The organism is Kitasatospora sp. NPDC058046, assembly GCF_042885595.1.
Classification (GTDB): domain Bacteria; phylum Actinomycetota; class Actinomycetes; order Streptomycetales; family Streptomycetaceae; genus Kitasatospora.
On record NZ_JBHVRS010000010.1, the window covers coordinates 117,537 to 140,757 of the forward strand.

22 protein-coding genes are annotated in these 23,221 nt (G+C 75.1%); 11 read left to right on the forward strand and 11 right to left on the reverse strand.

Going from position 1 to position 23,221, the window contains the following annotated elements:
- The first annotated feature begins 183 nt into the window (after nt 1-183).
- Nucleotides 184-525 (forward strand): helix-turn-helix transcriptional regulator, encoded by a 342-nt coding sequence (locus ACFVU7_RS21500; protein ID WP_049656769.1) that lies wholly within the window; start codon nt 184-186, stop codon nt 523-525.
- Between the two features lie 43 nt (nt 526-568).
- A complete protein-coding gene (locus ACFVU7_RS21505; RefSeq protein WP_049656767.1) occupies nt 569-760 on the forward strand; it encodes a DUF6126 family protein in 192 nt (63 codons plus the stop codon).
- A 19-nt stretch (nt 761-779) separates the two neighbouring features.
- Here the strand turns inward: ACFVU7_RS21505 and ACFVU7_RS21510 are convergent, their stop codons facing one another.
- Nucleotides 780-3,272 carry a cytochrome P450 gene (locus ACFVU7_RS21510; RefSeq protein ID WP_388046478.1) on the reverse strand — a complete coding sequence of 831 codons (2,493 nt, stop codon included), beginning with the start codon at nt 3,270-3,272 and terminating at the stop codon, nt 780-782.
- Nucleotides 3,273-3,613: 341 nt separating this feature from the next.
- On the opposite strand from ACFVU7_RS21510, the gene ACFVU7_RS21515 reads away from it, so the two are divergent.
- The 4 genes from ACFVU7_RS21515 to galE all read left to right on the forward strand — a co-directional run bounded on the left by ACFVU7_RS21515 (nt 3,614) and on the right by galE (nt 7,704).
- A complete protein-coding gene (locus ACFVU7_RS21515) occupies nt 3,614-4,378 on the forward strand; it encodes a sigma 54 modulation/S30EA ribosomal C-terminal domain-containing protein (RefSeq protein ID WP_388046479.1) in 765 nt (254 codons plus the stop codon).
- Between the two features lie 52 nt (nt 4,379-4,430).
- Nucleotides 4,431-4,892 (forward strand): hypothetical protein, encoded by a 462-nt coding sequence (locus ACFVU7_RS21520; RefSeq protein ID WP_117492977.1) that lies wholly within the window; start codon nt 4,431-4,433, stop codon nt 4,890-4,892.
- A gap of 1,015 nt (nt 4,893-5,907) precedes the next feature.
- A complete protein-coding gene (locus ACFVU7_RS21525; RefSeq protein WP_380737271.1) occupies nt 5,908-6,558 on the forward strand; it encodes a hypothetical protein in 651 nt (216 codons plus the stop codon).
- Between the two features lie 129 nt (nt 6,559-6,687).
- Nucleotides 6,688-7,704 carry a UDP-glucose 4-epimerase GalE gene (galE, locus tag ACFVU7_RS21530; RefSeq protein WP_049660328.1) on the forward strand — a complete coding sequence of 339 codons (1,017 nt, stop codon included), beginning with the start codon at nt 6,688-6,690 and terminating at the stop codon, nt 7,702-7,704.
- A gap of 13 nt (nt 7,705-7,717) precedes the next feature.
- On the opposite strand, the gene ACFVU7_RS21535 is transcribed toward galE, so the two are convergent.
- Both ACFVU7_RS21535 and ACFVU7_RS21540 read right to left on the reverse strand, forming a co-directional pair.
- The gene (locus ACFVU7_RS21535) at nt 7,718-8,407 is read right to left on the reverse strand and encodes a transglycosylase SLT domain-containing protein (RefSeq protein ID WP_074004892.1); all 690 of its coding nucleotides are present in this window, start codon (nt 8,405-8,407) and stop codon (nt 7,718-7,720) included.
- 71 nt (nt 8,408-8,478) lie between these two features.
- The gene (locus ACFVU7_RS21540; protein ID WP_049660325.1) at nt 8,479-8,685 is read right to left on the reverse strand and encodes an antitoxin; all 207 of its coding nucleotides are present in this window, start codon (nt 8,683-8,685) and stop codon (nt 8,479-8,481) included.
- A 290-nt stretch (nt 8,686-8,975) separates the two neighbouring features.
- On the opposite strand from ACFVU7_RS21540, the gene ACFVU7_RS21545 reads away from it, so the two are divergent.
- Both ACFVU7_RS21545 and ACFVU7_RS21550 read left to right on the forward strand, forming a co-directional pair.
- Entirely contained in the window at nt 8,976-9,599 is a 624-nt protein-coding gene (locus ACFVU7_RS21545; protein ID WP_074004891.1) for a DUF6542 domain-containing protein, read from the forward strand.
- Nucleotides 9,592-11,241 (forward strand): LCP family protein, encoded by a 1,650-nt coding sequence (locus ACFVU7_RS21550; protein WP_388046482.1) that lies wholly within the window; start codon nt 9,592-9,594, stop codon nt 11,239-11,241. Before ACFVU7_RS21545 ends, ACFVU7_RS21550 begins: the two co-directional genes overlap by 8 nt.
- 204 nt (nt 11,242-11,445) lie before the next feature.
- On the opposite strand, the gene ACFVU7_RS21555 is transcribed toward ACFVU7_RS21550, so the two are convergent.
- Entirely contained in the window at nt 11,446-12,255 is an 810-nt protein-coding gene (locus ACFVU7_RS21555; protein ID WP_388046483.1) for a nucleotidyltransferase domain-containing protein, read from the reverse strand.
- A gap of 121 nt (nt 12,256-12,376) precedes the next feature.
- Here ACFVU7_RS21555 and ACFVU7_RS21560 point away from each other — a divergent pair, with 121 nt between their 5' ends.
- On the forward strand, nt 12,377-12,811 hold the full coding sequence (locus tag ACFVU7_RS21560; RefSeq protein WP_049658045.1) for a DUF4259 domain-containing protein: 435 nt from the start codon (nt 12,377-12,379) through the stop codon (nt 12,809-12,811).
- Nucleotides 12,812-12,853: 42 nt separating this feature from the next.
- Here ACFVU7_RS21560 and ACFVU7_RS21565 read toward each other — a convergent pair whose 3' ends face one another.
- Nucleotides 12,854-14,119, reverse strand: coding sequence for an MFS transporter (locus ACFVU7_RS21565; protein ID WP_388046485.1), 1,266 nt, complete (start codon nt 14,117-14,119; stop codon nt 12,854-12,856).
- Between the two features lie 135 nt (nt 14,120-14,254).
- Between ACFVU7_RS21565 and ACFVU7_RS21570 the strand changes: the two genes are divergently transcribed.
- On the forward strand, nt 14,255-14,698 hold the full coding sequence (locus ACFVU7_RS21570) for a helix-turn-helix domain-containing protein (RefSeq protein WP_074004888.1): 444 nt from the start codon (nt 14,255-14,257) through the stop codon (nt 14,696-14,698).
- 80 nt (nt 14,699-14,778) lie between these two features.
- On the opposite strand, the gene ACFVU7_RS21575 is transcribed toward ACFVU7_RS21570, so the two are convergent.
- On the reverse strand, nt 14,779-16,098 hold the full coding sequence (locus ACFVU7_RS21575; RefSeq protein ID WP_388046487.1) for a DUF6777 domain-containing protein: 1,320 nt from the start codon (nt 16,096-16,098) through the stop codon (nt 14,779-14,781).
- A gap of 618 nt (nt 16,099-16,716) precedes the next feature.
- Between ACFVU7_RS21575 and ACFVU7_RS21580 the strand changes: the two genes are divergently transcribed.
- Nucleotides 16,717-18,057: a streptophobe family protein gene (locus tag ACFVU7_RS21580; protein ID WP_388046489.1), complete on the forward strand. Its 1,341-nt coding sequence runs from the start codon at nt 16,717-16,719 to the stop codon at nt 18,055-18,057.
- Nucleotides 18,058-18,081: 24 nt separating this feature from the next.
- On the opposite strand, the gene ACFVU7_RS21585 is transcribed toward ACFVU7_RS21580, so the two are convergent.
- From ACFVU7_RS21585 to ACFVU7_RS21605, 5 genes are all read right to left on the reverse strand, one after another.
- Nucleotides 18,082-18,579, reverse strand: a complete 498-nt coding sequence (locus tag ACFVU7_RS21585; protein ID WP_049660167.1) for a hypothetical protein — start codon at nt 18,577-18,579, stop codon at nt 18,082-18,084.
- Nucleotides 18,580-18,658: 79 nt separating this feature from the next.
- Complete coding sequence (locus ACFVU7_RS21590) at nt 18,659-19,033, reverse strand: DUF1304 domain-containing protein (RefSeq protein ID WP_074004884.1); 375 nt, start codon at nt 19,031-19,033, stop codon at nt 18,659-18,661.
- A complete protein-coding gene (locus ACFVU7_RS21595) occupies nt 19,030-20,028 on the reverse strand; it encodes a serine/threonine-protein kinase (RefSeq protein ID WP_388046649.1) in 999 nt (332 codons plus the stop codon). Before ACFVU7_RS21595 ends, ACFVU7_RS21590 begins: the two co-directional genes overlap by 4 nt.
- Before the next feature lie 101 nt (nt 20,029-20,129).
- The gene (locus ACFVU7_RS21600; RefSeq protein WP_388046491.1) at nt 20,130-20,687 is read right to left on the reverse strand and encodes a hypothetical protein; all 558 of its coding nucleotides are present in this window, start codon (nt 20,685-20,687) and stop codon (nt 20,130-20,132) included.
- A gap of 18 nt (nt 20,688-20,705) precedes the next feature.
- Nucleotides 20,706-23,102, reverse strand: coding sequence for an FHA domain-containing protein (locus tag ACFVU7_RS21605; protein WP_388046493.1), 2,397 nt, complete (start codon nt 23,100-23,102; stop codon nt 20,706-20,708).
- Between the last annotated feature and the right edge of the window lie 119 nt (nt 23,103-23,221).

The window sequence follows — 23,221 nt, forward strand, 5'->3', positions numbered from 1 at the left end:
GACCCGATCGCGACCGCCCGGCGGAGCGTCCGGTCGGGGCCTTCCGGATCCCGGCGCACCCCGGCTGCGCGCGGTGACGACTTGAAGAAATCTTCATCTGTCGCGATGATGCCTACCGGCCGCGGCGGAGATCCCCGCCCGGCCGGACGACCATCCAGCCGGACCCGAGGGAGAGCGCGGACGATGCCGGTGCCGCTGTACCAGGCCAAGGCGGAGTTCTTCCGCACCCTCGGCCACCCCGTACGGATCCGGGTCCTGGAACTGCTCCAGGACGGCCCCCGGCCGGTGCGCGAGCTGCTGGCGGAGATCGAGGTCGAGCCGTCCAACCTCTCCCAGCAGCTCGCGGTGCTGCGCCGCACCCAGCTGGTCACGGCGACCCGTGAGGGCAACACCGTGGTGTACGCGCTCAGCACCCCGGACGTCGCCGAACTGCTGCGCGCGGCCCGCCGGATCCTGACCGAGCTGATCACCGACCAGGGCGCGCTGCTCACCGAGCTGCGCGCCCCCGGCGGTCGGCCCCGCTGAGCCGCGCCCGGCCCGTCCGCCCGATCCGAGGAGAAGCACCACCATGAGCGCCAGCACGAGCGACGACAGCGTGAGCGAGGGCAGTACCAGCGGGAGCGGTACGGGCGGGGACGGTACGAGCGAGGAGAAGCGGCGCCGCAAGGCGATGCTGATCCGCGCGGGCATCTACATCTTCGCCACCCACCTGTTCGCCGGTTTCGTGCTGCTGCTGTTCGCGCTCGGCGGCCGGAAGTAGCGCTCCCGGACCGGGCCGCTCACTGGCGCGCCTCCCGGTCCCGCACGCGGTAGCGGTGGCTGGTGCTGGTCCAGGCCTGCACGCCGGCGACCAGCTCCCGGGTGCCGTCCAGGTACCAGCGCCCGGCCGGGTGGCGGCGCAGCAGGTCGCGGCGCAGCTCCTCGCTCTCCTGCTGCAGCTGCGCCACCCGGGTGCGCACCGCGTGGACCGCCCGGTCGCGGGTGCAGCCGTGGGCCCGCTCGAGGGTGAGCACGGTGTTGAACGCCGTCCCGCCCTGCCGCTCCTCGCGCTTCAGCGAGTAGAGGTCGTTGATCAGCGTGGCGGCGTCGGCGGTGTTGGCGCGCAGCTGGTGCAGCGCGGGCTCCGCGTGCAGCGCGGCCGGGGCGTCGGTGCCGTGGACCCGTTCCATTATGTTCATGAACGGGTAGAGGCAACTGCCGTGCCGGCGCAGCCACATGGTGTCCGTCAGGTCGAGGCCGAGGGCGGGCACGGTGCCGTTGGCGCGGTGGTCGGCCTCGGCGGGGAAGGTGGCCAGGCAGGCCCGCCATTCCCGGGCCGCCCGGGCGCGCCACTCGGGGGACATCGAGGCGGTCTGGCGCTCCCACAACTCCCTCCAGGAGAGCAGTAGTCGACTTTCGGAAGGGCTCCCGCCGCAGGCGCCGTCGAGGACCGCGATCAGCGGGTCGACCACGGCGCGGGCCTGGACGGGGTGGCGGCCGGGCGGGCCGTCGAACCGGTCGTCCAGGATGGTGAACCAGCCCAGCATGTCCACCAGGAGGTCGAGTTCGGTGCCCCGGGCGCGGGGATAGGCGTAGCCGATCAGCTCGTGCAGCGCGTACCCCCGGTAGCGGGGCAGCTCCGCCGGGGTGAGCAGGCCGCGGCGGACCGCCCAGTCGGCGTGCCGGTCGGCGGAGAGGAGCAGGTCGGCACGCGACCGGAGGTCCGCCGGGGCGGCCGGGTCGGCGGGGGCGGTCGCACGGCTGGCGCCGGTGAACGGGCACCGGCCCGACGGCGGCTCACCGGGGGAGGAGGGCACTGTGTCCCCCGGTGAGGAGCCGGTATCACCCTCGCGGGAGGCCGCGGTGGAGCTCCTGCGTGGGGAGCGCGCGCCGCGCGGCGCGAGCCGCACCCGCAGGCCGTGCGCCTGGACCGTCGTCCACACCACCTCGCGGGCCCGGGCGCCCGGCACCGCCACCGGCCGCCAGCGCCGCAGGATCGCCGCGGCCGCGACGGTCAGCTCCGCCCAGGCGAAGGCCTCGCCGATGCACTTGTGCTTGCCCGCACCGAACGGCAGGAAGGACGGCCGTCCGGTGCCGCCGGCGTCCTGCCAGCGCTCGGGCCGGAAGCTCAGGGGCTCGGGGTAGCGCAGCGGGTCGCGGTGCAGCGCGGTGAGGCTGTACAGCAGTTCGGTGCCGGCCGGGACGCGGTACGGGCCCAGATCGACCGGAACCCGGGCGGTGCGCATCAGGAAGGCGTTCGGCGCGTGCAGCCGCACCACCTCCTGGGTGACGCTGCGGGTGTACGTGAGCCGGGCCAGCGCCTCGAGGGTGGGGACGGTGCCCGCGGGCAGGTGCTCGTCCAGCTCGGCGAGGATCCGGGCCTCCACCTCGGGGTGGCGCAGCAGCTCGTCCAGCAGCCAGGTGAGCGTGGTGGAGACGGTCTCGGTGCCCGCGCCGAACATGGCGATCGCCTCGGACCGCACGTCGGCCTCGGTGAGCGGGCACCCGCTGGCCGGGTCGGTCGCGGCGCGCAGCAGGGCGGGCAGGGTGCGGCGGCCCTCCTCGGCGCCCGCGGCGCGGCCGTTGACGGCCTGGTCGACCACCCGGTTGAGCACCCGGACGGCGTCGTCGAAGCGCCGGTTGACGGGCAGCGGCAGCCGGGCGAGCGCCGGGCTCGGGTAGAGGGACTGGACGATCTGGCCCTTCACCAGGTCCGGCAGCGCCCGGTGGAAGGCGACGGTGGCGTCCTCGCTGAGCCGGGCGTCGAACAGCGTGCGGGTGACGATCTCCAGCGCCAGGTGGTTCATCTCCTTGGCCACGTCGAGGACCTGCCCGGGGCGCCAGCGCCCGGCCCGCTCCTCGGTGACCTGCTGCATCACGGCCAGGTACTCGCCCATCCGGTCCGGGCCGAAGGCCGGCTGGATGATCCGGCGGCGGTCCCGGTGGGCCTGGCCCTCGGACATCAGCAGGCCGTCGCCGAAGGCCGTCTTGAGGGTGTCCTGGACGGCGCCGCGCGGGCAGTCGTGGGCCAGCGCGACGAGCAGGGTGTGGACCAGCCGGGCGTCGGTGACCACGCAGACGGTGCGCGGGCCGAGGCGGATGCGGACCACCCCGCCGTGGCGGGAGAGCGAACCGAGGAAGCGGAGCGGGTCGCGCAGCAGGGCGCCGGCGTGCCCGAGGCCGGGCAGGGCGCCGGGGGCCAGCGGCGGGACGGCGGCGCGGGCCAGCGGGGCCGGGCCGGGTGCGGTTCTCGGGGGGACGATCAGCTTCCGCGTCTCGGTCAGCAGGGACATGACACTACCTCTCACCAGAGGGGCCGGTGCGGGCGATGCCGGGTGGCAGCGGCGGGCCGGCCGGGAGCCGGGGGTCCGCCCAGCGCGGGCCCCGCGCGCGCCCCCGGCGGGAGGGCGCACGTTGAACAAACGCGCCGGTTTCCCGAGCGTTGCGCCGAATGTGCGGGGATCACTCCAACGGCCGAGTGGATCGACCCTTTCGTGCGTGCTCGAAACCCGGTGTTGACCTGCGCCGATGCGGCCCTCCGGGCGGTCGGCGGCTCGCCCGCGGGGCAGGGTCTTTGGACCCTCGCCGCACGGGCGTACGAGGGACAGCATGGATGCGAAGAAGGAGGAACCTGATGACCCGTCTGCGCCACCGGCCGGCCCTCGACGTCCGGGTGGAGATCCGCGGTGAGCTGCCCCGCGAGGAGGCCGAGTACGCCCGGGCCCGGGCACTGGCCACCGCCGCGGCGCTCGGCCCCGGCACCCACGCGCTGCGACTGCGGCTGACCCGCTCGCGAAACCGCTCGGTGACCCGGCCCGCGCTGGCCCAGGCGGACGTCGAGCTGGCGGGCGTCGGTCCGGTCCGGGTGCAGCTGGCCACCGGCACCGCGCGGGAGTCCGTCGACCTGGTGCTCGGCACACTGGCCGGCCGGGCCGTCCGGCTGCGCGAGCAGGGCGACATCGGCTTCGCCGTCGCGTACGAGAGCGCCTACCGCCCGCAGTTCGCCGACCGTCCGCTCGCCCAGCGGCGGATCGCCCGGCACAAGGCGGTCGTGCTCGCCCGCCGCGGCCCCGAACAGGCCGTGCTCGAACTGCTCGCCCTCGACCGGCGGTTCCACCTCTTCGCGGACGCCGCGACCGGACGGGACGGCCTGGTGCACCGTTGCACGCCGGGCGGCACGGTGGAACTGTGCGCCGCGGGCACCAGCGCGATGCCCCCGCTCGACCTCGCCGAGGCGGCCCGCCGGCTCTGGCTCACCGGCCGCCCGTTCGTCGGCTGGACCGACCCCGGCGACCACCGGGCCCGGGTGCTCTACCGCCGCTTCGACGGCCACTACGGCCTGATAGCGCCGGTATCGGAGGGCCGGATCGGGGCAGGAACCCTGTCGGCACAGGACTGACACCACGACCCGACGACCACACCACCAACTCTCCACGACAGGGGCCGGGACCATGGACTGCGACGAGGTCATGCTGACCGTCCGGATCACCGCCGCCGAGCGCGCGCTGCTGCGCGACCTCGCGCGCGGGCACGGCGGCGACGTCTCCGACGTGGCGGTGGACGGGCTGCTGGAGGTCATCCCCGCGCTGCACGACGACGCCTGCGTCCTGCCGCTGCTACGCGTTCTGGCCAGACCGGCGCCGTTCGCGCTCACGCTCTGGCTGCCCGCGGCGGTCGCGGACCTGCTGCCGCTGCTCGGCGAGCGGCTGGTGCGGACCGGCGGCCCCGCGGCCGGGCCGGCCAGCGCCGCGCTCTCGGCAGCCCTGCGGCTCTGGCTCGGCGGGGACCGGGTCGTCCTGGCGGCCGGGCTGGCCCGGCTGCACGGGGGCTGCGGCACCGGCGCGACGGCGGCGGTACGGCCCTGGGCGGGTGCGGCGGCCTTCGGTGCGGAGCCGGTGAAGGCCGCGGCCTGACCGTCCGGCGATGTGACGGTACGTCGGATCTGACGGTCCGTCGTACCCTGGCTGGCGATGGCATGTCCGGGACGGAAAATCCGCTGGTCAGAGCACTGGTCAGCACCTGCCGACGGGTCTAGCATTCCGTCACGGCCGACGGAGTCGCACGCCCCGGGACTCCGGCCGGGTGGCCGCCACCACCTCCTGCCGGGGAGCGCCCGCCCCCCTGCTCGCGCTCCCCGGCTCCGCCCCCTGCTCGCTCCCCGGCTCCGCCCTGCGCGGTTGCGCCTTGCGCCCAGGGCCGGTTCGGCGTCCCCGGCCGCCACTCGATCGAACGGCCCGGTGATTTTCGCAAGAGGTTTCTGTTATTCCCGCTCGCCCCTCCCGCTCTCCGGAGTGTCGGAAGGCCCGAGCCCCTCCGTCGCAGGGGCACGGGCCGTCGCGCGAGGAGAGGAACGCGATGGGATACCGGAGCAGTGGGCCGCGCCGACGCCGCCGGCCCACCCGCAGGGCGCCCTGGCCGCCGCGGCCCCGCCCCCGGCCCCGCCCCCGACCCCGGGGAGGACCGGCTCCCGAGGCGGCCATCAGTCAGATCACGCCGAATTCCGCCGACCCGGGCCGCCGTGCTTGGCGGCGCGGCGGTCCCGGTCCGGCGCACCGCCCGGCTGCCGCACCCCGAAGCGGCCGCGCGGACGTGTCAACTCGCCGCTGACGGAGGCGGGTTCACCCTCGACGCGGGCGGTGGCCGGAGTCTCCGCAGTCGAACGGCGGCCTCTCTTACCAGAACTGTTCGTTGCTGAAGTCCTCGTGTGCCGAACGGGGTAAGGCTGTTCCTGTGAGCCCGTAAAACCGGTCGGCCCGTACGCCGGCCGCACCCTCCGACCCGAGCCGCCGACGCCCGCGGGCCCCAAGACCCGCAGGCCCGAAGGTCAGTCGCGCCGGGACCGGCCGCCGCCCACCCAGTGGCGGGCCGTTCCCGGCGCCGGCCGTTCCCAGCGTCCCTGCCCCCACACCGCCCCGAGGACCCTCCCGTATGCGAACCCGCCCCCACCTCAGCGCCCTCGCCCTCGCCGCGGCGGCCCTGCTCGCCGCCGCCGCACCCGCCGCCGCCCACGGCGAGAGCGTCCACCTGGACGTCACCGGCCAGCAGAACGGTCGCGTCAGCACCGTCGCCACCTGGGAGAACGACCACGACCCGGTGACCGGGGAGTTCGCCGGCACGCTCTCCGCGACGGCCACCGACGGGCGCGCCGTCGGCCCCTGGCGCCTGGTCACCGCCCCCGGCCGTCCCGGGACGTACACCACCCGGGAGATCCTGCCCGTCGGGCACTGGCGGGTGACGGTGGACTGCTCTTCCCCCGCCCCCGGGCACGGCGAGGGCGAGCTCGACATCGACACCGCGGTGGTCACCGACCCGGCGCCCGCGGGGACGGGGGGCCCGCCGCTCGCCGAGGCCCAGCCGGGGGACGGCTCGCCACGCTCCGCCGAGGTGACCCCCGCCCCGCTCCGGGAGACCACCGCCGGGACGGGGACCACCGCGGCCCCCGTCTCCGCCCGGGAGGCCGCGCCCGGCCGCGTCCACGCGACCACCTCCGACGCCACCGCCTGGGCGGCCATCGGCACCGCCTGCGCGGCCGTCGTCCTGGTCGCCACCGGCCTCTGGCTGCGCCGCCACCGCGGCTGAGCCGCCCGGCGCGGGCCGGCCGTTCCGGGGGAGCGGCCCCGTCGTGGAACCGGCCGGGTGCGAACCGACGTCCCTTCCGGTCACCGGGCGCCACTGGGCGCCCGGACGACCGCAAGGGAGCGCTCGCGCATGAAGAAGGTCCTGATCACCGGCGGCGCGGGATTCATCGGCAGCACCGTCGCCTCCGCCCTGCTCGACCGGGGGATCACCCCGGTCGTGCTGGACGACCTCTCCCGGGGGCGGACCGAGTTCGTCGCGGACCGGCTCTTCTACCGGGGCGACATCGCCGACGCGGCCCTGCTCGACCGGATCTTCGCCGAGCACCCCGACATCGACGCCACCGTGCACTGCGCCGCGAAGATCGTCGTACCGGAGTCCGTGGCCAAGCCGCTGTACTACTACCGGGAGAACGTCGCCAAGACGGTCGAACTCCTGGACGCCCTCCAGCGCCACGGCTGCACCCGGGTCGTCTTCAGCAGCTCCGCCTCGATCTACGCCCCCACCCCCGACGCCCGGGTCGACGAAAGCAGCCCGGTCGACGCCGGCAGCCCGTACGCGCGCACCAAGCAGATGATGGAGCAGGTCCTCCAGGACTGGACCCGGGGCGAGGGTGCCGAGCGCCAACGCGTCATCGCCCTGCGCTACTTCAACCCGATCGGCGCCGACCCGCAGCTGCGCACCGGCCTCCAGGACCTCCGGCCCACCCACGCCCTCGGCAAGCTGATCGAGGCGCACACCACCGGCACCCCGTTCACTGTGACCGGCACCGACTGGGCGACCCGCGACGGCTCCGGCATCCGCGACTACGTCCACGTCCAGGACCTCGCCGAGGCGCACGTCGCGGCGCTGCTCCGGTTCGACGAGGTGATCGCCCCGGGCGTGGCGGACCGCTACCGGGTGATCAACGTCGGCACCGGCGACGGGACCACCGTGCGGGAGCTGATCGCCGCCTTCGAACAGGCCGTCGGCGCCAGTCTCGAGGTGCGGGAGGCCGGGCCGCGGCCCGGGGACGTGATCGGCTGCTACGCCGTCGTGGACACCGCGCGGGACCTGCTCGGCTGGCAGCCGCGGCGCGGCATCGCCGAGGGGGTCGCCGACGCGCTGGCCTGGCGGAGGGTCTGGTCCGCCCGGATCGCCGTCAGCTGACCGCCCGGAGGCGCTACTTCACGGCCTCGCCGGACTTCGACCAGTTGTCCCGCAGGCGGTCGAGGTAGGACTGCGCCTGGGAGCCGATCTTGACGCCCCGGGCGAAGGCCAGCATGTTGCCCGCGCCCGCGTTGTAGCCGAGGGCGACCAGTTCGTCCCGGCTGAGCGACACGCCCGGGCGCGCGGGAAGTTGGGCGGCGAGGTCGTGCAGGTGCCAGGCGGCCGCCTGGACGGCCAGGTCCCGGTCGTCAGGGAGCTCCTCCCACTGGCGGGAGGCGAAGGGGCGGCCGGGCTTGGTGTCGTCGAAGGCGGCCCGGTGCATGTTGGCGATGCCGAAGGAGGCGTCCGGTTTGCCGCGCTGCCAGGCCCGTTCGAGTTCGGGGTCGTGCGGCTTGTACGACTCGTTGTAGAGGATCGCCATCAGCAGCTGCGGGTTGACCCCGGCCTCGGTGGCGTACCGGCGGACCGGCTCCGCGTAGTCGGCAGGGTCGTAGCGGCCCGAGGGCTTCGAGGGCTTCGCGGAGCCGCCGGCCGACGGCGCGCCGCCGGACCCGGGGACGGACGGGGCGGCGGCGGTCGGGGAGGGGTCGGCGGAGGCCGCGCCGTCGTGGTCGTTGCCGCGCAGGAGGCCCAGCCCGACCACGACCGCGACGGTGAGCACCAGCCACTGCCCCCAGCCCGGCCCCTTCTTCTCCTCGCTCACCGCTGCCGCCCCTCCCCGTTCGCCCGTGCGGTCGTTCGACCGTCGTGCGGCCGATCGTGTCCTGCGGCAGGTTACTCGGCGGGCTTCTGGTCGCCGTCGAGGTTGCGCAGGAAGTCCTTCGCCTTCTCGACGCCGGTGTCGATCTGCCCGCTGTACTTGCCGTCCGTGCGGTCGTCGATCGCGTCGCCGACCTTGTCCAGGCCCTGCCCGATCACGTCGCCGTGGTCACGGGCGAGGTCGGTGGCCTTGCCCGCGAGGTTCTTCAGACTCTCAAACATGGTGACGCTCTGCTCCTCTGATGCGTTCCTGATGGTGTGCCGACGTGGCGGGGATCATGACCATCCTAACGACGGTCCACCAGGCGGTCGGTCGCTGCCGGGTGGCAGCGGATGACTTTGCTGAAATGGGTTTTGTATGCTCCAGCCCAACCTCTACAGCAATGTAGAGGCTTGGTCCCCACCAGGACGTCACCAGGGCGCCGCCAGGGCCCCGGCAGGACCGACGGCGTCCCGGCACGCGCGGTGGTGCGATCGCGCCGCCGCAGCCGCAACGATCGAGGGAAGTGCGCATGGCCGGTCAGCGGGCGAGAACGCCGTACCAGGACGCGGGGCCCCGCACCGAGGACCGCGCCCTGCCCGCCCAGCGCTCCTGGCCGGCCGGTGCGGGAGCCGCAGGCGCCCCCGGGAGGCGCGCGGACACCGCGGCGCCCCGGCAGGTCCGGTCGCCGCGCCCCGGGGCGGCCCGCCGCAGGCAGCAGGCGCGCCGGCGCGGCGGGACGGCGGCCGCGTTCTCGGCGGTCGGGCTGCCGCTGCTCGGAGCGGTCGCGGACGAACTCGACGGGCCGGGCGTCGGCCTCCTGTTCGCGGTGGGCTCGGTGCTCGGGACGGCGGCCGCGGCGCTGCTCTGCAGCCGCACCGGCCGGTGGTGGGTGGTGACGGCCGCTCCGGTCGTGGTGCTGCTCACCGCCTCGGGCGTCGAGTACCTGGCGCACCCCGGGAAGTACCAGGGGAGGAACCTCGGCACCGGCGCGCTGCGCTGGGTGGTCGGGGCGTTCCCGGTGATGGCCGCGGCCGTGGCGGTGGCGCTCGTCGTGGTCGCGGTCCGTGTCACGGCGGCCCGCCGCCGGGCGGTGCCGGAGCGCCGGCGGACCGGCAGGACGGCTGTCCCGGCCGGAAGGGGCCGCCGTGGTTGAGCGCGGCAACAGCCGTACCGGCGGCCGCGGCCAACACGGGCAGCGCGGTCTGCGCGGCCGGCGCGGCTACGACCCGCGCCGCGCCGCCGCCCCGCTGACCGTCGCCGGGCGCACCCTGGCCTGCACCGTCTCGGTCGCGGTGCTCGGCGCCAGCGGCTTCACCTGGTACGAGTACCGCAGCCTGGACGACGGCATGATCAAGTCCACCGCGCTGAGCGAGGCCAGGAAGAACGCTCCGCCGCACCTCGACAAGTCCGTCAACCTGCTGCTGATCGGCCTGGACAGCCGCAAGGACATGGACGGCAACGACCTGCCCCGGCAGTTCGTGGAGGACGAACTGCACGCCGGCTCCAGCGAGATCGGCGGGTACAACACCAACGCCCTGATCGTGCTGCACATCCCGGCCAACGGCGGCAAGGTCACCGCGCTCTCCGTCCCGCGCGACGACTACGTGCAGACCGTCGGCGCGGACGGGAAGATGCACAAGATCAAGGAGGCGTACGGCATCGCCAAGGAGGCCGCCGAGCAGAAGCTGGCGGGCAAGGGGCTCTCCAAGGCGGCGCTGGAACGGCAGAGCCGCGAGGCCGGCCGCTCGGCCACCATCCGGACCGTGCAGAGCTTCCTGGACGTCCCGATCGACCACTTCGCGGAGGTGAACCTGATCGGCTTCTACGACATCGCCAAGGCGGTCGAGCCGGTCCAGGTCTGCCTCAACCACCCCGTGGACGACCCGATCATCGCCCGGACCGCCACCCACGAGGGCGGCGGCACCGGCCTCAAGCTCCCGGCCGGGATCAGCTCCCTCGACGCCGCGCAGGCGCTCTCCTTCGTCCGCCAGCGCCACCACCTCACCAACGGCGACCTCGACCGCACCCACCGGCAGCAGGCGTTCCTCTCCTCCGTCGAGTACCGGCTCAAGCAGCAGGGCATCCTGAACGACCTCGGGCAGATGCAGAAGCTGTTCGCGGTGGTGAAGAAGGACGTGGTCATCGACAACGAGTGGAACATCCTCGACTTCGCCCAGCAGGCGCCCAACCTGACCGGCGGCAACGTGGAGTTCAACACCCTGCCGATCAGCGGCTTCAAGACGGTCGGCGGGCAGGAGGTCAACACCGTCAACCCGGACCTGATCAGGAAGATCGTCCGGCAGCTCTTCAAGCACGAGCCGGCGCCGGCCGTCCCCGCCGTCGTGCCCGTCGCGCCGTCCGGGGACGCGCCGGGCGACCCGGCCCCGTCGCCCTCCGCGACCCCGACGCCGAGCGCGACGCCCAAGGCGGTGGTCGACATCAACGCGGTCGCGGGGGCGGGGGCGGCGGCCAACGAGTCCCGGGCGCTGGCCGAACTCGGCTACCAGACGGGCCGGATCGGCGACGCCCCGGCCAGGACCCGGGCCACCGCGGTCGGGTACGGAGCCGGGGCCAAGGCCGAGGCGCAGCGCCTCGCCGCCCGCTACGGGGTGAACGCGGTCTTCTCGTCGGGGATCCCCGCGGGACGCGTCCTGCTCACCCTCGCCGTCTCCCGCACCCCGAGCCCGACGGCCGTGCCGTCGGCCGCGCCGGGTGAGACCTCCGCCGACTCGGCGGCGGGGCTGCCGATGCAGGGGCCGGCGGTGAAGGCGGGCGGGATCCCGTGCGTGGACTGAAGCCCCTGCGGCGGTGGCGAGTTCAGCCCCGGCCGGGGCTGGTGTCCCGGAGCGGCCGCCGGGTCGAGGACCTCGACGTACCCGATCCGCCCGCCGACGACGTCCGGGACGAGCATGCCGTGGGCCGGCGGGAGCGGGACGCACCGGTGGTCCGGACCGTAGGACCGGCCGTCCGGGTGCGGTTCCGTCACGGGCGCGCTGCCGTCACGGGCGCGGTGCCTTCACGCCGTGGACGGCGGCGTACTCGGCGGCGAGCCAGGGGCCCAGGTCGTCGACGAGCATGGTGAGGGCGGCCCGGTCGGGGGTGCGGCCGCGGGCGAGGGCGGCGGCGAGGCGCGCTTGGGCGGCGCGCTCGGGGTAGTAGCCGGCGAATATCTCGGCGGAGGCGGTGAGGTCGCTGGTCCAGCCGCCCCAGCGGGGCATGACCAGGGTGAGGCAGGTGCGGACGAGGCGGCGGGAGACGGCGCGGGTGAGGCCGCGCAGTTCGGCCTCCGTGGTGGCGGCGGCCAGGCGCTCGTGCCAGAGCGGGAGGACCAGGGCCAGGTCGCCGTTGGTCTCCCGGGCGAGCAGCGAGGTGGGGCGGTAGCGGGGGAGCCGGGCGGCGAGGTCCTCGCCGAGCAGCGGGGTGCAGAGGCAGGCGACGAACCAGCCGAGGTCGTGGCGTTCGAGCTCGCTCAGCAGGGTGTCCGTGCCGGCCAGCACCACGCCGACCCCGTTCACCTGCGCGAACTCCCCGTCGAGCGCGGCCTCGAGGGCGTCGGCCTCCGCCCGGTCCGCGGCGGTGGGCTCGTGGCGCAGGGCGAGCAGCAGGTCGAGGTCGGAGACGCCGGGGGTGGCGGTGCCGCGCGGGAGGCTGCCGTAGAGGTAGGCGCTGTGCAGCCGGTCGGGGGCGAAGGCCGCGGCGATCCGCTCCCGGGCCGCGGAGACCACCGGCGCGAACGCCGGCGGCACGCGGTCGAGCGCGCCCTCCCGTGCGATGTACCCGTCCCGGTCCAGCCCCTGAATCGTGGTCATGGGGGCACTCTGCCCCACCGCGGTCGGCCCTGACCAGCGAATATCCCTCGGCCCGGCCGATTGTCAGTGCCGTGTGCAAGCATCCGTCGCACACGAACACGAACGGCGTGAGGGGATCGGCATGGGCACCTGGGACATCGGGCACTTCGACAACGACTCGGCGGCGGACTTCTGCGGCGGACTGGACGACGCGGCGCCGGGCGAGCGGGAGGCGCTGCTCCGGTCGGCGCTGCTGTACGCCGTCCGGGCGGAGGAGTTCCTGGACTCGGACGAGGCGGTGGAGGCGGTCGCCTCCGCCGCGCTGGTGGCGGCGCAGTGCCCGGGTGGGGCGGCGGTGACCAGCGCCTACGGGCCCAAGGAGCCGGTCCCGCCGCTCTCCGCCGAGCTGCGCCCGCTCGCGGTGGCGGCGCTCGACCGGGTGGTCGCGGAGGAGTCGGAGCTCGCGGAGCTGTGGGACGAGTCGGGGGAGGCGGCGGCCTGGCGCGAGGGCATACGGACGCTGCGGGAGGTCCTCGCCGCGGCGTCGTCGGCGGAGGCGCCGGTGGCGGACGCGTAGGTGACACGCGCGTAGGCGGCGGGGCCGGTGGCCGATCGGCCGTCAGCGGCGGGCCGCCGTCCACCAGTAGCCGAGCGCGGTGAGGCTGGTGGCGGCGCCGAGCAGGCAGACGGCCGTCCAGCCGCCGTGGTCGTAGACGACGGTGGACAGGATCGCGCCCGCGCCGCACCCGGCGGAGTAGAGCAGCATGTAGCCGGCGGTCAGGCGGCTCTGCGCCTCCGGGCGGACCTGGTAGAGGAGGTGCTGATTGGCGACGTGGACGGACTGCAGGCCGTAGTCGATCACCACCATGGCGAGCACCAGCCACCAGACCGAGTGCGGCAGCAGTGCGGCCGGGAGCCAGCCGACCAGCATGGCCAGCAGACCGATGCCGGCGGTGCGTTCGGCGCGGCCGCGGTCGGCCTGGCGGCCGGCGTATCCGGCGCCGAGCGCTCCGGCGGCGCCGGCCAGGCCGAAGAGCCCGATCTGGGTGTGGCTGAGGTTGAAGGGAGGCGCGGCGAGCGGGAGCACCATCGGGGTGAGCAGCACGGTGACGGAGGTGAAGGCGAGCAGCGCGAGGACGGCCCGGACCCGGAGCACGCGCTCCTGGGCGAAGAGCGTGAACACCGAGCCGACCAACCGCGGGTAGCCGATCCGCTCGGCCGCCCGGTGCCGCTCGGACGGGACGGCGGCCGCGACGGCGAGGGCCATGGCGGTGGTGGCGACGGCGGAGACCACGTAGACGGCGCGCCAGCCGGCCAGGTCGCCGATGGTCCCGGCGACGGTGCGGGCGAGCAGGATGCCGACCACGATGCCGCTGGTCACGGTGCCGACCACCCGGCCCTGGTCGCCCGGGGCGGCGAGTTGGGCGGAGTAGGCGACGACCACCTGGGCGACGACGGCGAGGACGCCGACGGCGGCCATCGCGAGGAGCAGCAGCGGAGCGGAGGGGGCGAGTGCGACGGCGAGGAGGGCGAGGACGGACAAGCCGAGCTGGGAGGTGATCAGGGTGCGGCGGTTGACGTGGTCGCCGAGCGGCACGAGCAGGAGCAGGCCGAGGGCGTAGCCCGTCTGGGTGAGGGTGCCGACCAGGCCGATGGTCGCCGGGGCGATGCCGTAGTCCCGGGCGATCAGGTCGAGCAGTGGCTGCGAGTAGTAGACGTTGGCCACGGCGAGGCCGCAGGCGACGGAGAGCAGCCAGGCGACGGCCGGTGACAGGCCGCGCGGCGGGGCCCCGGTGGGGGTGTCGGCCGGGGCTTTGGCCAGGGCGTCGGCGGTCGGGTCGGCGGCGGTCGGGTCCTCGGCGGACGCGCGGGCGGGTGAGGTCATGGGCGGACTCCCTCGAAGGGGCATGGTGGTTTCAAAGTGCTACCGCGACACCATGGCATACCCTGGTTTTAATAAGCAACCACGCTCTGATCGGTACGCTGGGCGCCGACCGGTGAGAGCTGAGAGGTGGGAGAAGTGCCGAAACGCACCACGCACGAGGAATCGGCCTGCCCGGTCGCCCGTCCGCTCGACGTCGTCGGCGACGGCTGGACGCTGCTGATCGTCCGTGACGCCTTCGACGGACTGCGCCGCTTCGGGCAGTTCCAGAAGAACCTCGGCCTGGCCAAGAACATCCTGTCCTCCCGCCTGGCCGGCCTGGTCGCCAACGGCGTGTTCGAGCTCGCGCCGGCCGCCGACGGCAGCCCGTACCAGGAGTACGTGCTCACCGAGAAGGGCCGTGCGCTGTTCCCGGTGATCACGGCGCTGCGGCAGTGGGGCGACCAGTGGTTCTTCGAGGAGGGCGAGCCCCGGGCGCGCCTGGTGGACCGCGAGTCCGGTGCGCCTGTCGCGCGGGTCGAGGTGCGCTCGGCGGACGGCCGGGTGCTCGGGCCCGAGGACGCGAAGGTGCTGCTGCCCTGAGGTCCGTGCCCTGAGGCGCGCCGCTGCCACCGGCCGGGTGAGGGTCGATGGCAGCGGGGCGGAGCGGGGCGTGTGCCGGGTCAGCTCGGCGTGGCGGCGCTCGCGGTCGGGCAGGGCGGCAGGGTGGACGGCGCGGTGCTCGCGCAGGTCGCGGTCGGCGCCTGGGCGGTGGTGGTGGTCGCCGTCGTGGTCCCGGTTGCCGTCGTGACGGCGGTGGTCGTCGTCGCGGGGGAGGGCGTCCTGGTGATCGGTGTCGGCGTCTGTGTCTGAGTCTGAGTCGGTGTGCCGGTGGTCACCGTGGACGGGGGCGGGGTGCTGGTCGTCGTGGCCGTCCCCGGCGGCTGACCCGAGCTGGTCGGGGACGTGGCTCCGGGGGTCGTCGGGCCCGAGGAGGTGACTCCGGCGCCTGTGGAGCCTGAGGGGATGGCACCCGAACTCGTCGGCGTGCCGGGCGATGGCGTGCCGGGTGGGGTCGTGCCCGGCGATGTTGCACCCGGCGACGTTGCACCGGGCGAGGTCATGCCGGGGGACGTCGTACCGGGGGAGGTCGAGGAGGTGGCCGAGGGTGTGGACGGCGTCCACGGGCCCGGCGGCGGGATGCCGGGCACCAGGGGCCCCTTCGGCGGTTCGGCCGGTCGGTCCACGACCTCGACCCGCCCGGTCATCCGGGAGAACCACCCGCCGGTCTCGACGTTCACCAGGATGATCTCGGTCACCGGTCGGGCTGCCGGCACCACGATGATCAGCGTGGACGGCTGGAAGCCCGCCCAGGCCTTCCCGGTGTACCTCGCGTTGCTCACCAGCGCCGGCGGCTTCAGCGGGTTGCCGCAGGAGCAGCGCACCCGGGGCACGCCCTGGGCGTCCACCAGGACGGCGGTGCCCGCCTCCAGTGCGGACTGGTACTCGACCACCGCGCCGCTCTTGTAGGTGTGGTTGGTCACCCGGGTGTCCACCCGCAGGTAGGCGGAGGTCAGCGAGCGCAGGTAGCCGGGGACGTCGGCCTGCGCGATGCCGGCGGCGGAGGCCCAGGCGCGCCCGGTGTCCCCGGTCGAGAGCATCCCGACCAGGCGCTCGGTGTCGCAGCTCGGCTTGCCCATCGACCCGGCGTACAGCCCGGCCGAGCTGCCCTCGACGCTGTGGAGCGCGGTCGGCGAACCGCTCCGGGACGAGGCGCCGCCCGGGTGCTGCGCCGTCGGGGTGACGGTCGGGGCGGGGGTCGGGACGGCGGAGCCGGGTGCGGGGGCGCTCACCCCCTGGGTCTCCACCGACGGGGTGAACGGGTCCGGCCCGGGATCGGCCGGGGCCTGCAGGGCGACCTCGTTCGCGGTCGGCACGGCCGGGTGGTTGCCGCCCTGGTTGTTGACGATCAGCACGGTGGCCACCACGGCCACCGCCACCATGCCCGCCGCCAGCGCCAGTCCCTTCCCGGAGCGCCACCACGGCGTGCGCGCCCCGCGTCCGGGCCCGCCGGACGACGGCCCGCCGGGCCCGCCCGCGCCGCCCGGTCCGGTCGGCCCGCCCGGTCCGCTCGCGCCGCCGGGACCACTCGCACTCCCGGCGCCACCCGCCCCGGCGGCCCCGGACGGGCCCGAGGGCGGAGGGGGCACGGACGGCGAACCGGCCGTACCGCCGCCGGACGGTCGACCGGCCAACGGCCCGGACGGGGGACCGGACGGCGGACCGTGCGGAGGTTCACCGGGCCTGCCGGGCAGGCCGGACGGAGGCGGTTGGGAGGTCATCGAGGCTCCGTTTCGCAGGCGGTCGGCCGACCGGGGCCGGCTCGGGAGGCTCCTGCCAGTGGCTTCCCTTTCTCCCCCGTTGCCCCGTTCGCCGCAACAGCAGGTGCCGGGGCGTCGCCGAGCGTGCCCGCCGACCGTCGGCCACCCTGGAAACCCGGTCGGAACCCGGCCGGAACCCGGCCGGGAGTCGACCGGACGTAGAACGGGCGTAGATCGGAGATCGATCGCGCCGCGCCCGGGCCGGACCCCTGTGCACCCCGCGAGCGACGAGGAGGCGGCATGCAGCAGCCCACCACCCGGGCCGCGGGCCCGCCCGGCGCCGTACGCGGCTGGCTGGACGCGCTCGCCGTCGTGCTGGCCGGGCTGGTCGCGATGGCGGCGGTGGCCGCGCTCGGCCTCTGGCTGGCCGGCGCCGACGACCTCCCGGACGGCGGCTTCCCCGCCGTGCTGGCGGCGACGCTCGCGCTCGCCGTCGGCGGCACCGTCGAACTCGACGGCGGCGCCGGGGACTTCGCGGCGGTCGGGGCCGGGATCAGCGCGATGCCGCTGAGCGTCTCGGTGGTCGGCGCGGTCGCGATGGCCGAGGTGTTCCTGCGCCAGCTGCGCTTCCGCGCGGTCGCGGGCGGCGGTGAGCTGCTCGGGCGGATCGGCCGGACGCTGCTGCTCTGGGTGCTCGCCCTGGTGCTGCTCACCCTCGGCGCCCGGCACAGCTTCGTCGTCCCGCTCGGCGGCGACCTGGCTCAGTCGATCGGCGGCGCGCTCGGGCTGACCCCGGAGGTCGGTTTCCGTGCGGACGGCCCGACCACCGTGGGCATCGGGCTGGCCTGGCTGCTGGTGGTGCTCGCGGTCACCTTCGCGGTGTCCCGGCGGGCCCCGCTGCCGCCCGCCCTGGTGCGCTACCAACTCGCGGTCCGCCCACCCGCGTTCGCGCTCTGGCTGGTCCTGCTGGCGTATCTGGCGATCGGTGCGGTGGCCGGGGTGCTGACCGCGGTCGTGCACGGGAACCCCCGGCAGACCCTGGCCGTGGTGCTGCTCGCGCTGCCCGACCTGGTCTGGCTGGCCTTCGGCATCGGGCTCGGCGCCACGTGGCACGGGCGGCTGGTCGGCGGGCTCGGCCTGCCCGTCCCCAAGCCGCTCAGCGCGGTGCTGCGCACCCCCGGGGGCGGGCCGGCGACCATCGACCTCGGCACCCTCGCGGAGCAGGACGCCCGCAGCTGGTGGCTGCTGCCGTTGGCCGCCGTCCTGCTGCTCGCCGCCGCCTTCCTGGCGGCCCGCCGCGCGCCGCGCACCGTCCGGCTCTGGCGGCACGCCGTCCGGTTCGCGCTCGCCACCGCCGTCACCGTGCTGCTGGTGGGTCTGTGGACCCGGGTGGACGCCGACTACGGGCTCTCCGTGCTCGGTGTCGGCCTCGGCCAGGGCGGCCTGGGCGACCTGCTGGGCGCCGTGCTCGGCGGCGGCAACCCGCTGGCCGGGCTGGGCGGCGGGAGCCTCACCCTGCGCCCGGTGCTCTGGACGGCGGTGCCGCTCGCGGCGGGCTGGGGGCTGCTGACCGGCGCGCTCGGCGCCCTGCTCGCCACCTGGGTGCGGCACCGCGGCGAGGTACCGGCGGACGCCGAGTGACGGGTGCGGGGGGCGTGGCCCGGCTCAGAACAGCCGGTGGCCCCGCACCCACATGGTCTTGCGGCCGTCGGCCCGGATGAGCCGGAGTTTCCCGATGCCGTCGTGGATGCCCGCACTGAGCAGCAGCGACGGTCCGACGACCACGCCCGCGGCGGCCAGCGTGAAGAGCAGGCCGATGTTGTCGACGGCCTGGTCGTCGCCCTCCTCGACGGTCCGGCCGCCCAGCTGGACCAGCATCGGGACGAGGGCCAGCAGCGAGAGCACCAGCAGCCAGCCCACCGTCCGGTGGACCAGCCGCTTGACCCGCGCCCTGGTGGCGGTCTCCACCCGGACGGAGAAGGAACGCCGGCAGCGCGGGCAGATGACGCCGATCTCCTTGTTCCCGCCGGTGGGCCGGGGCGAGCCGCCCTCCGGCAGGTGTGCGACGCTCCAGCTGACCTTCGTCGAGGTGAGGCCCTGCTGGACGCTCACCCGACAGCCGAGGCCGACGACGTACCGGTCGGTGATCGGGATCTTCGCCACTGCTGCCACCCCCAGCCGCCGCGACCGTCGCGGGGTAGGCGGAGTTTAGCCGCACGCCTGAAGAGATGGTGATGAAACGTCAGAAAGCCTCCGTCAGAAGGATGATCGCCGCCGGGACGGCCTGGCCGAGTGCACCGCGCCACAGCTTCGGCTCCGAGGTGAACAGGGTGATCCCGCCCGCGACCATGAACGCGGCGACGTAGAGCACCACCGCCCGCCCGGCCCCCGGGTGTCCGGTGTGCAGCAGGACCAGGCCGGCGACCAGGCCGAGGGCCAGGAAGAGGTTGTAGAAACCGACGTTGACGCGCCACAGCCGGACCTCCGGGGCGTCCGCGGTGCTGCCGGTCAGCACGCGGCGCACCCGCGGGTGCCCGTACAGGAAGCTCTCCAGCGGCCAGACGATCAGGTGGATCGCCGCGGCGACCACGGCGAAGACCTGGCTCACGGCGTTCATGACGGACGGCTCCCTGCGGGCGGCGACGGCGGCGGGTGGACGACCGGTGCGGCCCAGGCGGGCGGCCCGGGCACCGGGGGCGGGTCGGGGGCGAGCGCGGGGACGACCCGGGTGGGCGGCCCGTCGGCGCGCCACGGTTCCGGCGCGGCGGCGGTGCTCGCCGCGCGCAGCTCGGCGACGAAGTCCAGGCAGTTCGGGTACCGCTCCCCGGGCGTCTTGGCCAGCGCCCGGGCGACCACCGCCCCGACGGCGGCCGGCAGGTCGGGCCGGTGGTCGCGCAGCGCGGGCGGCGGGTCGTTGAGGTGCGCCCAGAGCAGCGCGAGGTCGCTCTCCCGACGGAACGGCGGGGCGCCCGCGAGCATCTCGAAGACCACGCAGCCGAGGCCGTACTGGTCGCAGCGCCCGTCCAGCGGCCTGCCGGAGATCTGCTCGGGCGCCGCGTAGTCGAGCGTGCCGACGATCTGGCCGACGGTGGTCAGCCCGCTGAGCGAGAGGGACTTCTTGGTCAGGCCGAAGTCCGCCAGGTACAGGTGCTCGGGGTGCTCGCTGTCCGTCCCGGCGGCGACCAGTACGTTGCCCGGCTTGACGTCCCGGTGCACCAGGCCGTGGTCGTGCGCGGCGTCCAGCGCCGAGGCGATCTGGAGGGCGAACCGGACGGCCCGCCCGACCGGGAACGGGCCGGAGCGGTTGATCAGGGCGCGCAGGTCGCCGCCCTCCACGTAGCGCATCGCGAGGTACAGGATGCCGTCCTGCTCGCCCGCTTCGAACACCGGGATGATGTGCGGGTGGTCGATCGCGGCGGCGGCCTCCGACTCGTGCATGAACCGCTGCCGGAACACCTCGTTGCGGGCCAGCTCGGGGGCGAGCAGCTTGACCGCGACGGTCCGGCCGAGCCGCAGGTCCTTGGCCCGGTAGACCACGGCCATGCCGCCGCGCCCGATCTCGTTCTCCAGCCGGTAGCCGGCGACCCGCCGCCCGACCAGCCCGGCGGGCAGACCGGTGGCGTCCCACTCGGTGGCGTCCCGCTCGGGGGCGTCCCGCTTGGCGGCCTCGCGTGCGGCGGACGGCCGCTCGACGCCGTCGCGCTCGGCGGAGGTCACGGCTCACCGGTCCGGGTGGGGGCGGACGGGCCCTCCGCGGACGGGCCGTGCGAGGGCGCGGGCGAGGGGCTGGGCCGGTCGGTGGCCGCGTACGTCTGGAGCTGGAGCCCGTCGCCGTAGCACCAGCGGTCGTGCACCGGGTCGAACAGCCAGACCGCCTCGCCGTCCACCACCAGGCCGATCCGCAGGCCCCGGGTGCGCTCCCGGAAGGCCCCCAGGTCGAGGGCGCCGCCGGCGAGGTCCTCCAGCAGGGCGCGGTAACGGTCGAGTGCGCCCCCGGCCTCGGCGAGCGCCGGTCGCGGGTCGGCGGTCCGCGCGGGCGGGCCGCCGGCGGCGGGCGGTGGCTGCGGCAGCGCGACCAGCAGGCGGCCGTCCACCCAGGCGGTCCAGCCGTTGGAGCAGAGGATCCGCGCCCAGTCGCCCCGGCGGTCGAGCAGCTGCAGCGGCAGCAGCGCGTCGAGCCGGGCGTCCGGCCGGGCCGGGTCGGGTGCCGCCCAGGAGGCCATCCCGTCCGGCGGGGCGACGTGGGTGGGGCGGAACGCGAACTCGTCCATGCGGCGGTCGCCCTTCCGCTAGCGCCGCATGATGCTCGGCTCGTGCCGCCGCAGCAGGGCCAGCACCACCAGGCCGTACAGCAGCGAGAGCGCGGGCAGCAGCGCGATGCCCACCAGCCAGCCGGAGCGCTGGTGCCGGAACATCGGGTCGGCGGTGATCGCGTTCGGGAAGATGCCGTGCAGCTCGACGGTGCGCGCCATCGCCGACAGGCCCCAGCGGGACGGGACCAGCCAGGCGAACTGCTCCAGCCCCGGGACGCCGTGCAGCTTGAGCATCAGGCCGCTGAAGACGATCTGCACCACCGAGAGGAGCACCAGCAGCGGCATGGTGGCCTCCTCCTTGCCCACCAGCGCCGAGACCACCAGGCCGAGCATCATCGCCGAGAAGGCGAGCAGTGCGACCGCGAGGATCAGTTCGGGCAGCTGCGGCATCACCACCCCGGTCGGCACCGCGAAGGAGAGGTCCACCCCGGCCAGGCCGACCACGGTCAGCACCGCGGCCTGGGCCACCGTGACCGTGCCGAGCACCACCACCTTGGAGACCAGGTAGGCCGATCTGGACAGCCCGACCACCCGCTCCCGCCGGTAGATCGCGCGCTCCTTGACCAGCTCGCGCACCGAGTTGGCGGCGCCGGTGAGCAGACCGCCGATGCAGAGCGTGAGCAGGCAGTTGACGGCGTTGTCGGGGGAGAGCCGGGAGCCGGCCATCGCCCGGCACATCAGGCCGATCACGAAGGGCAGCACCACCATGATGGTGAGGAAGAGCCGGTCGGCGGCCAGCACCGCGGTGTACCGGCGTACCAGGGTGCCCAGTTGGGAGAACCAGCCCTGCGGCTTGTCCCAGTCGATCACGGGAGCGGCGGGAGGGGCGGGCGTGGCCGACGCGGCGGGCTTGTGCGGGGTCGGGTGCGGATGGGGGTGCGGACGGGGCGACGGCGTCGGCACACCCTCGGCCGCCACGTAGCGCGCGAACTGCGGGGAGCTGCGGAACCGCTGCTGCCAGCTGTCGTGGTCCTCGTCCTCGAAGGCCTCGAAGGCCTCCGGCCACTCCTCGTAGCCGAAGAAGCCCAGCGCCTCGCCGGGCGGCCCGTAGTACGCCGTCCGCCCGCCCGGGGCCAGCACCAGCAGCCGGTCGCAGACGCTCAGGCTCAGCACGCTGTGCGTCACCACGACCACCGTCCGGCCGTCGTCGGCGAGCCCGCGCAGCATCCGCATCACCGAGCGCTCCATGCCCGGGTCCAGCCCGGAGGTCGGCTCGTCGAGGAAGAGCAGGGACGGCTTGGTGAGCAGCTCCAGCGCGACGCTGACCCGTTTGCGCTGGCCGCCGGAGAGGCTGGCGATCACCTGGTCGGCGCGGCTGTCCAGGCCCAGTTCGTGGATCACCTCGCGGACCCGGGCCTCCCGCTCGTGCGGGTCGGTGTCGCCGGGGAAGCGCAGCTCGGCGGCGTAGGACAGGGCGCGGTGGACGGTGAGCTGGGTGTGCAGGATGTCGTCCTGCGGCACCAGGCCGATCCGGCGGCGCAGCTCGGCGTAGTCGCGGTAGAGGTCGCGCCCGTCGTACAGCACCGTGCCCTGGTCGGCGGGGCGCAGCCCGGTGAGCGCGTTGAGCAGGGTGGACTTGCCCGCGCCGCTCGGCCCGGCCACCGCGAGCAGCGCCTTCTCGGCGAGCGGGAAGCCGACGTCGTCCAGCAGCACCCGGTGGTCGGGGCCGACCCGGACCACCAGGTGCCGGACGTCCAGGGAGACCTCGCCGGTGTCCGTGTACTCGACCAGCCGGCCGTCGGCCAGGCAGAGCGCGGAGTGGCCGATGCCGACGATGTCCGCCGGGCCGACCGGGGCGCGCTGGACGGGGCGGCCGTTGAGGTAGGTGCCGTTGTGGCTGTCCAGGTCGACGATCTCGTGGCCGCCGTCGGGCAGCGCGCGCAGTTCGGCGTGGTACCGGGAGACCACCAGGTTGTCCAGGACCAGGTCGTTGTCGCGCGAGCGGCCGATCCGGACGGTGCGGCCGAGCAGCCGGTGGACGGCGCTCGGACGGCGGAAGGTGCCGGAGAGGTGCGGGGCGACCAGCGACGGCCGCTTGTGCGCGGTGGGTGCCGGAAGGCCGGCGAAGGCCGCGGACGGGCCGTCGGCCGGGTCGCCGAAGCGCAGCCGGGTGCCCGGGCCGACCTCCTCGCGGCTGACCCGCCGACCCTCGTCGTACGTGCCGTTGGTGCTGTCGACGTCCTCCAGCAGCCAGTGCCCTCCGGTGGCGCGCAGGATCGCGTGGTGCCAGGACACCCGGGGGTCGTCCAGGACGATCTCGCCGGTCGGGTCGCGGCCGAGGTGGTAGGCCCGGGTCGGGTCGATCACCCGCGACGCGGTGCCGGTGACCAGGACGAGGGGCGGCGCGGAGGGTGCGCCGGGGCGCTCTCCCATGCTGCGCATTCTATCGCCGTCGCTGTCGCCGCACCGGCCGAAGAGCCCTGCCGGAGTGCGGGATTGGACTGGACCACTGCCTCCGCGCGCCACTATCGTTCGGCGTGCCCGCGGATCGC

Bases quoted from the DNA above. Each gene is read 5' to 3' on its own strand.
- ACFVU7_RS21525 (WP_380737271.1), top strand. From the start codon at position 5,908: ATGCGAACCCGCCCCCACCTCAGCGCCCTCGCCCTCGCCGCGGCGGCC.
- galE (WP_049660328.1), top strand. From the start codon at position 6,688: ATGAAGAAGGTCCTGATCACCGGCGGCGCGGGATTCATCGGCAGCACC.
- ACFVU7_RS21580 (WP_388046489.1), top strand. From the start codon at position 16,717: ATGCAGCAGCCCACCACCCGGGCCGCGGGCCCGCCCGGCGCCGTACGC.
- ACFVU7_RS21600 (WP_388046491.1), bottom strand. From the start codon at position 20,687: ATGGACGAGTTCGCGTTCCGCCCCACCCACGTCGCCCCGCCGGACGGG.
- ACFVU7_RS21590 (WP_074004884.1), bottom strand. From the start codon at position 19,033: ATGAACGCCGTGAGCCAGGTCTTCGCCGTGGTCGCCGCGGCGATCCAC.
- ACFVU7_RS21510 (WP_388046478.1), bottom strand. From the start codon at position 3,272: ATGTCCCTGCTGACCGAGACGCGGAAGCTGATCGTCCCCCCGAGAACC.
- ACFVU7_RS21565 (WP_388046485.1), bottom strand. From the start codon at position 14,119: ATGACCTCACCCGCCCGCGCGTCCGCCGAGGACCCGACCGCCGCCGAC.
- ACFVU7_RS21515 (WP_388046479.1), top strand. From the start codon at position 3,614: ATGACCCGTCTGCGCCACCGGCCGGCCCTCGACGTCCGGGTGGAGATC.
- ACFVU7_RS21575 (WP_388046487.1), bottom strand. From the start codon at position 16,098: ATGGTGGCGGTGGCCGTGGTGGCCACCGTGCTGATCGTCAACAACCAG.
- ACFVU7_RS21505 (WP_049656767.1), top strand. From the start codon at position 569: ATGAGCGCCAGCACGAGCGACGACAGCGTGAGCGAGGGCAGTACCAGC.
- ACFVU7_RS21500 (WP_049656769.1), top strand. From the start codon at position 184: ATGCCGGTGCCGCTGTACCAGGCCAAGGCGGAGTTCTTCCGCACCCTC.
- ACFVU7_RS21560 (WP_049658045.1), top strand. From the start codon at position 12,377: ATGGGCACCTGGGACATCGGGCACTTCGACAACGACTCGGCGGCGGAC.
- ACFVU7_RS21605 (WP_388046493.1), bottom strand. From the start codon at position 23,102: ATGGGAGAGCGCCCCGGCGCACCCTCCGCGCCGCCCCTCGTCCTGGTC.
- ACFVU7_RS21555 (WP_388046483.1), bottom strand. From the start codon at position 12,255: ATGACCACGATTCAGGGGCTGGACCGGGACGGGTACATCGCACGGGAG.
- ACFVU7_RS21520 (WP_117492977.1), top strand. From the start codon at position 4,431: ATGGACTGCGACGAGGTCATGCTGACCGTCCGGATCACCGCCGCCGAG.
- ACFVU7_RS21540 (WP_049660325.1), bottom strand. From the start codon at position 8,685: ATGTTTGAGAGTCTGAAGAACCTCGCGGGCAAGGCCACCGACCTCGCC.
- ACFVU7_RS21545 (WP_074004891.1), top strand. From the start codon at position 8,976: ATGGCCGGTCAGCGGGCGAGAACGCCGTACCAGGACGCGGGGCCCCGC.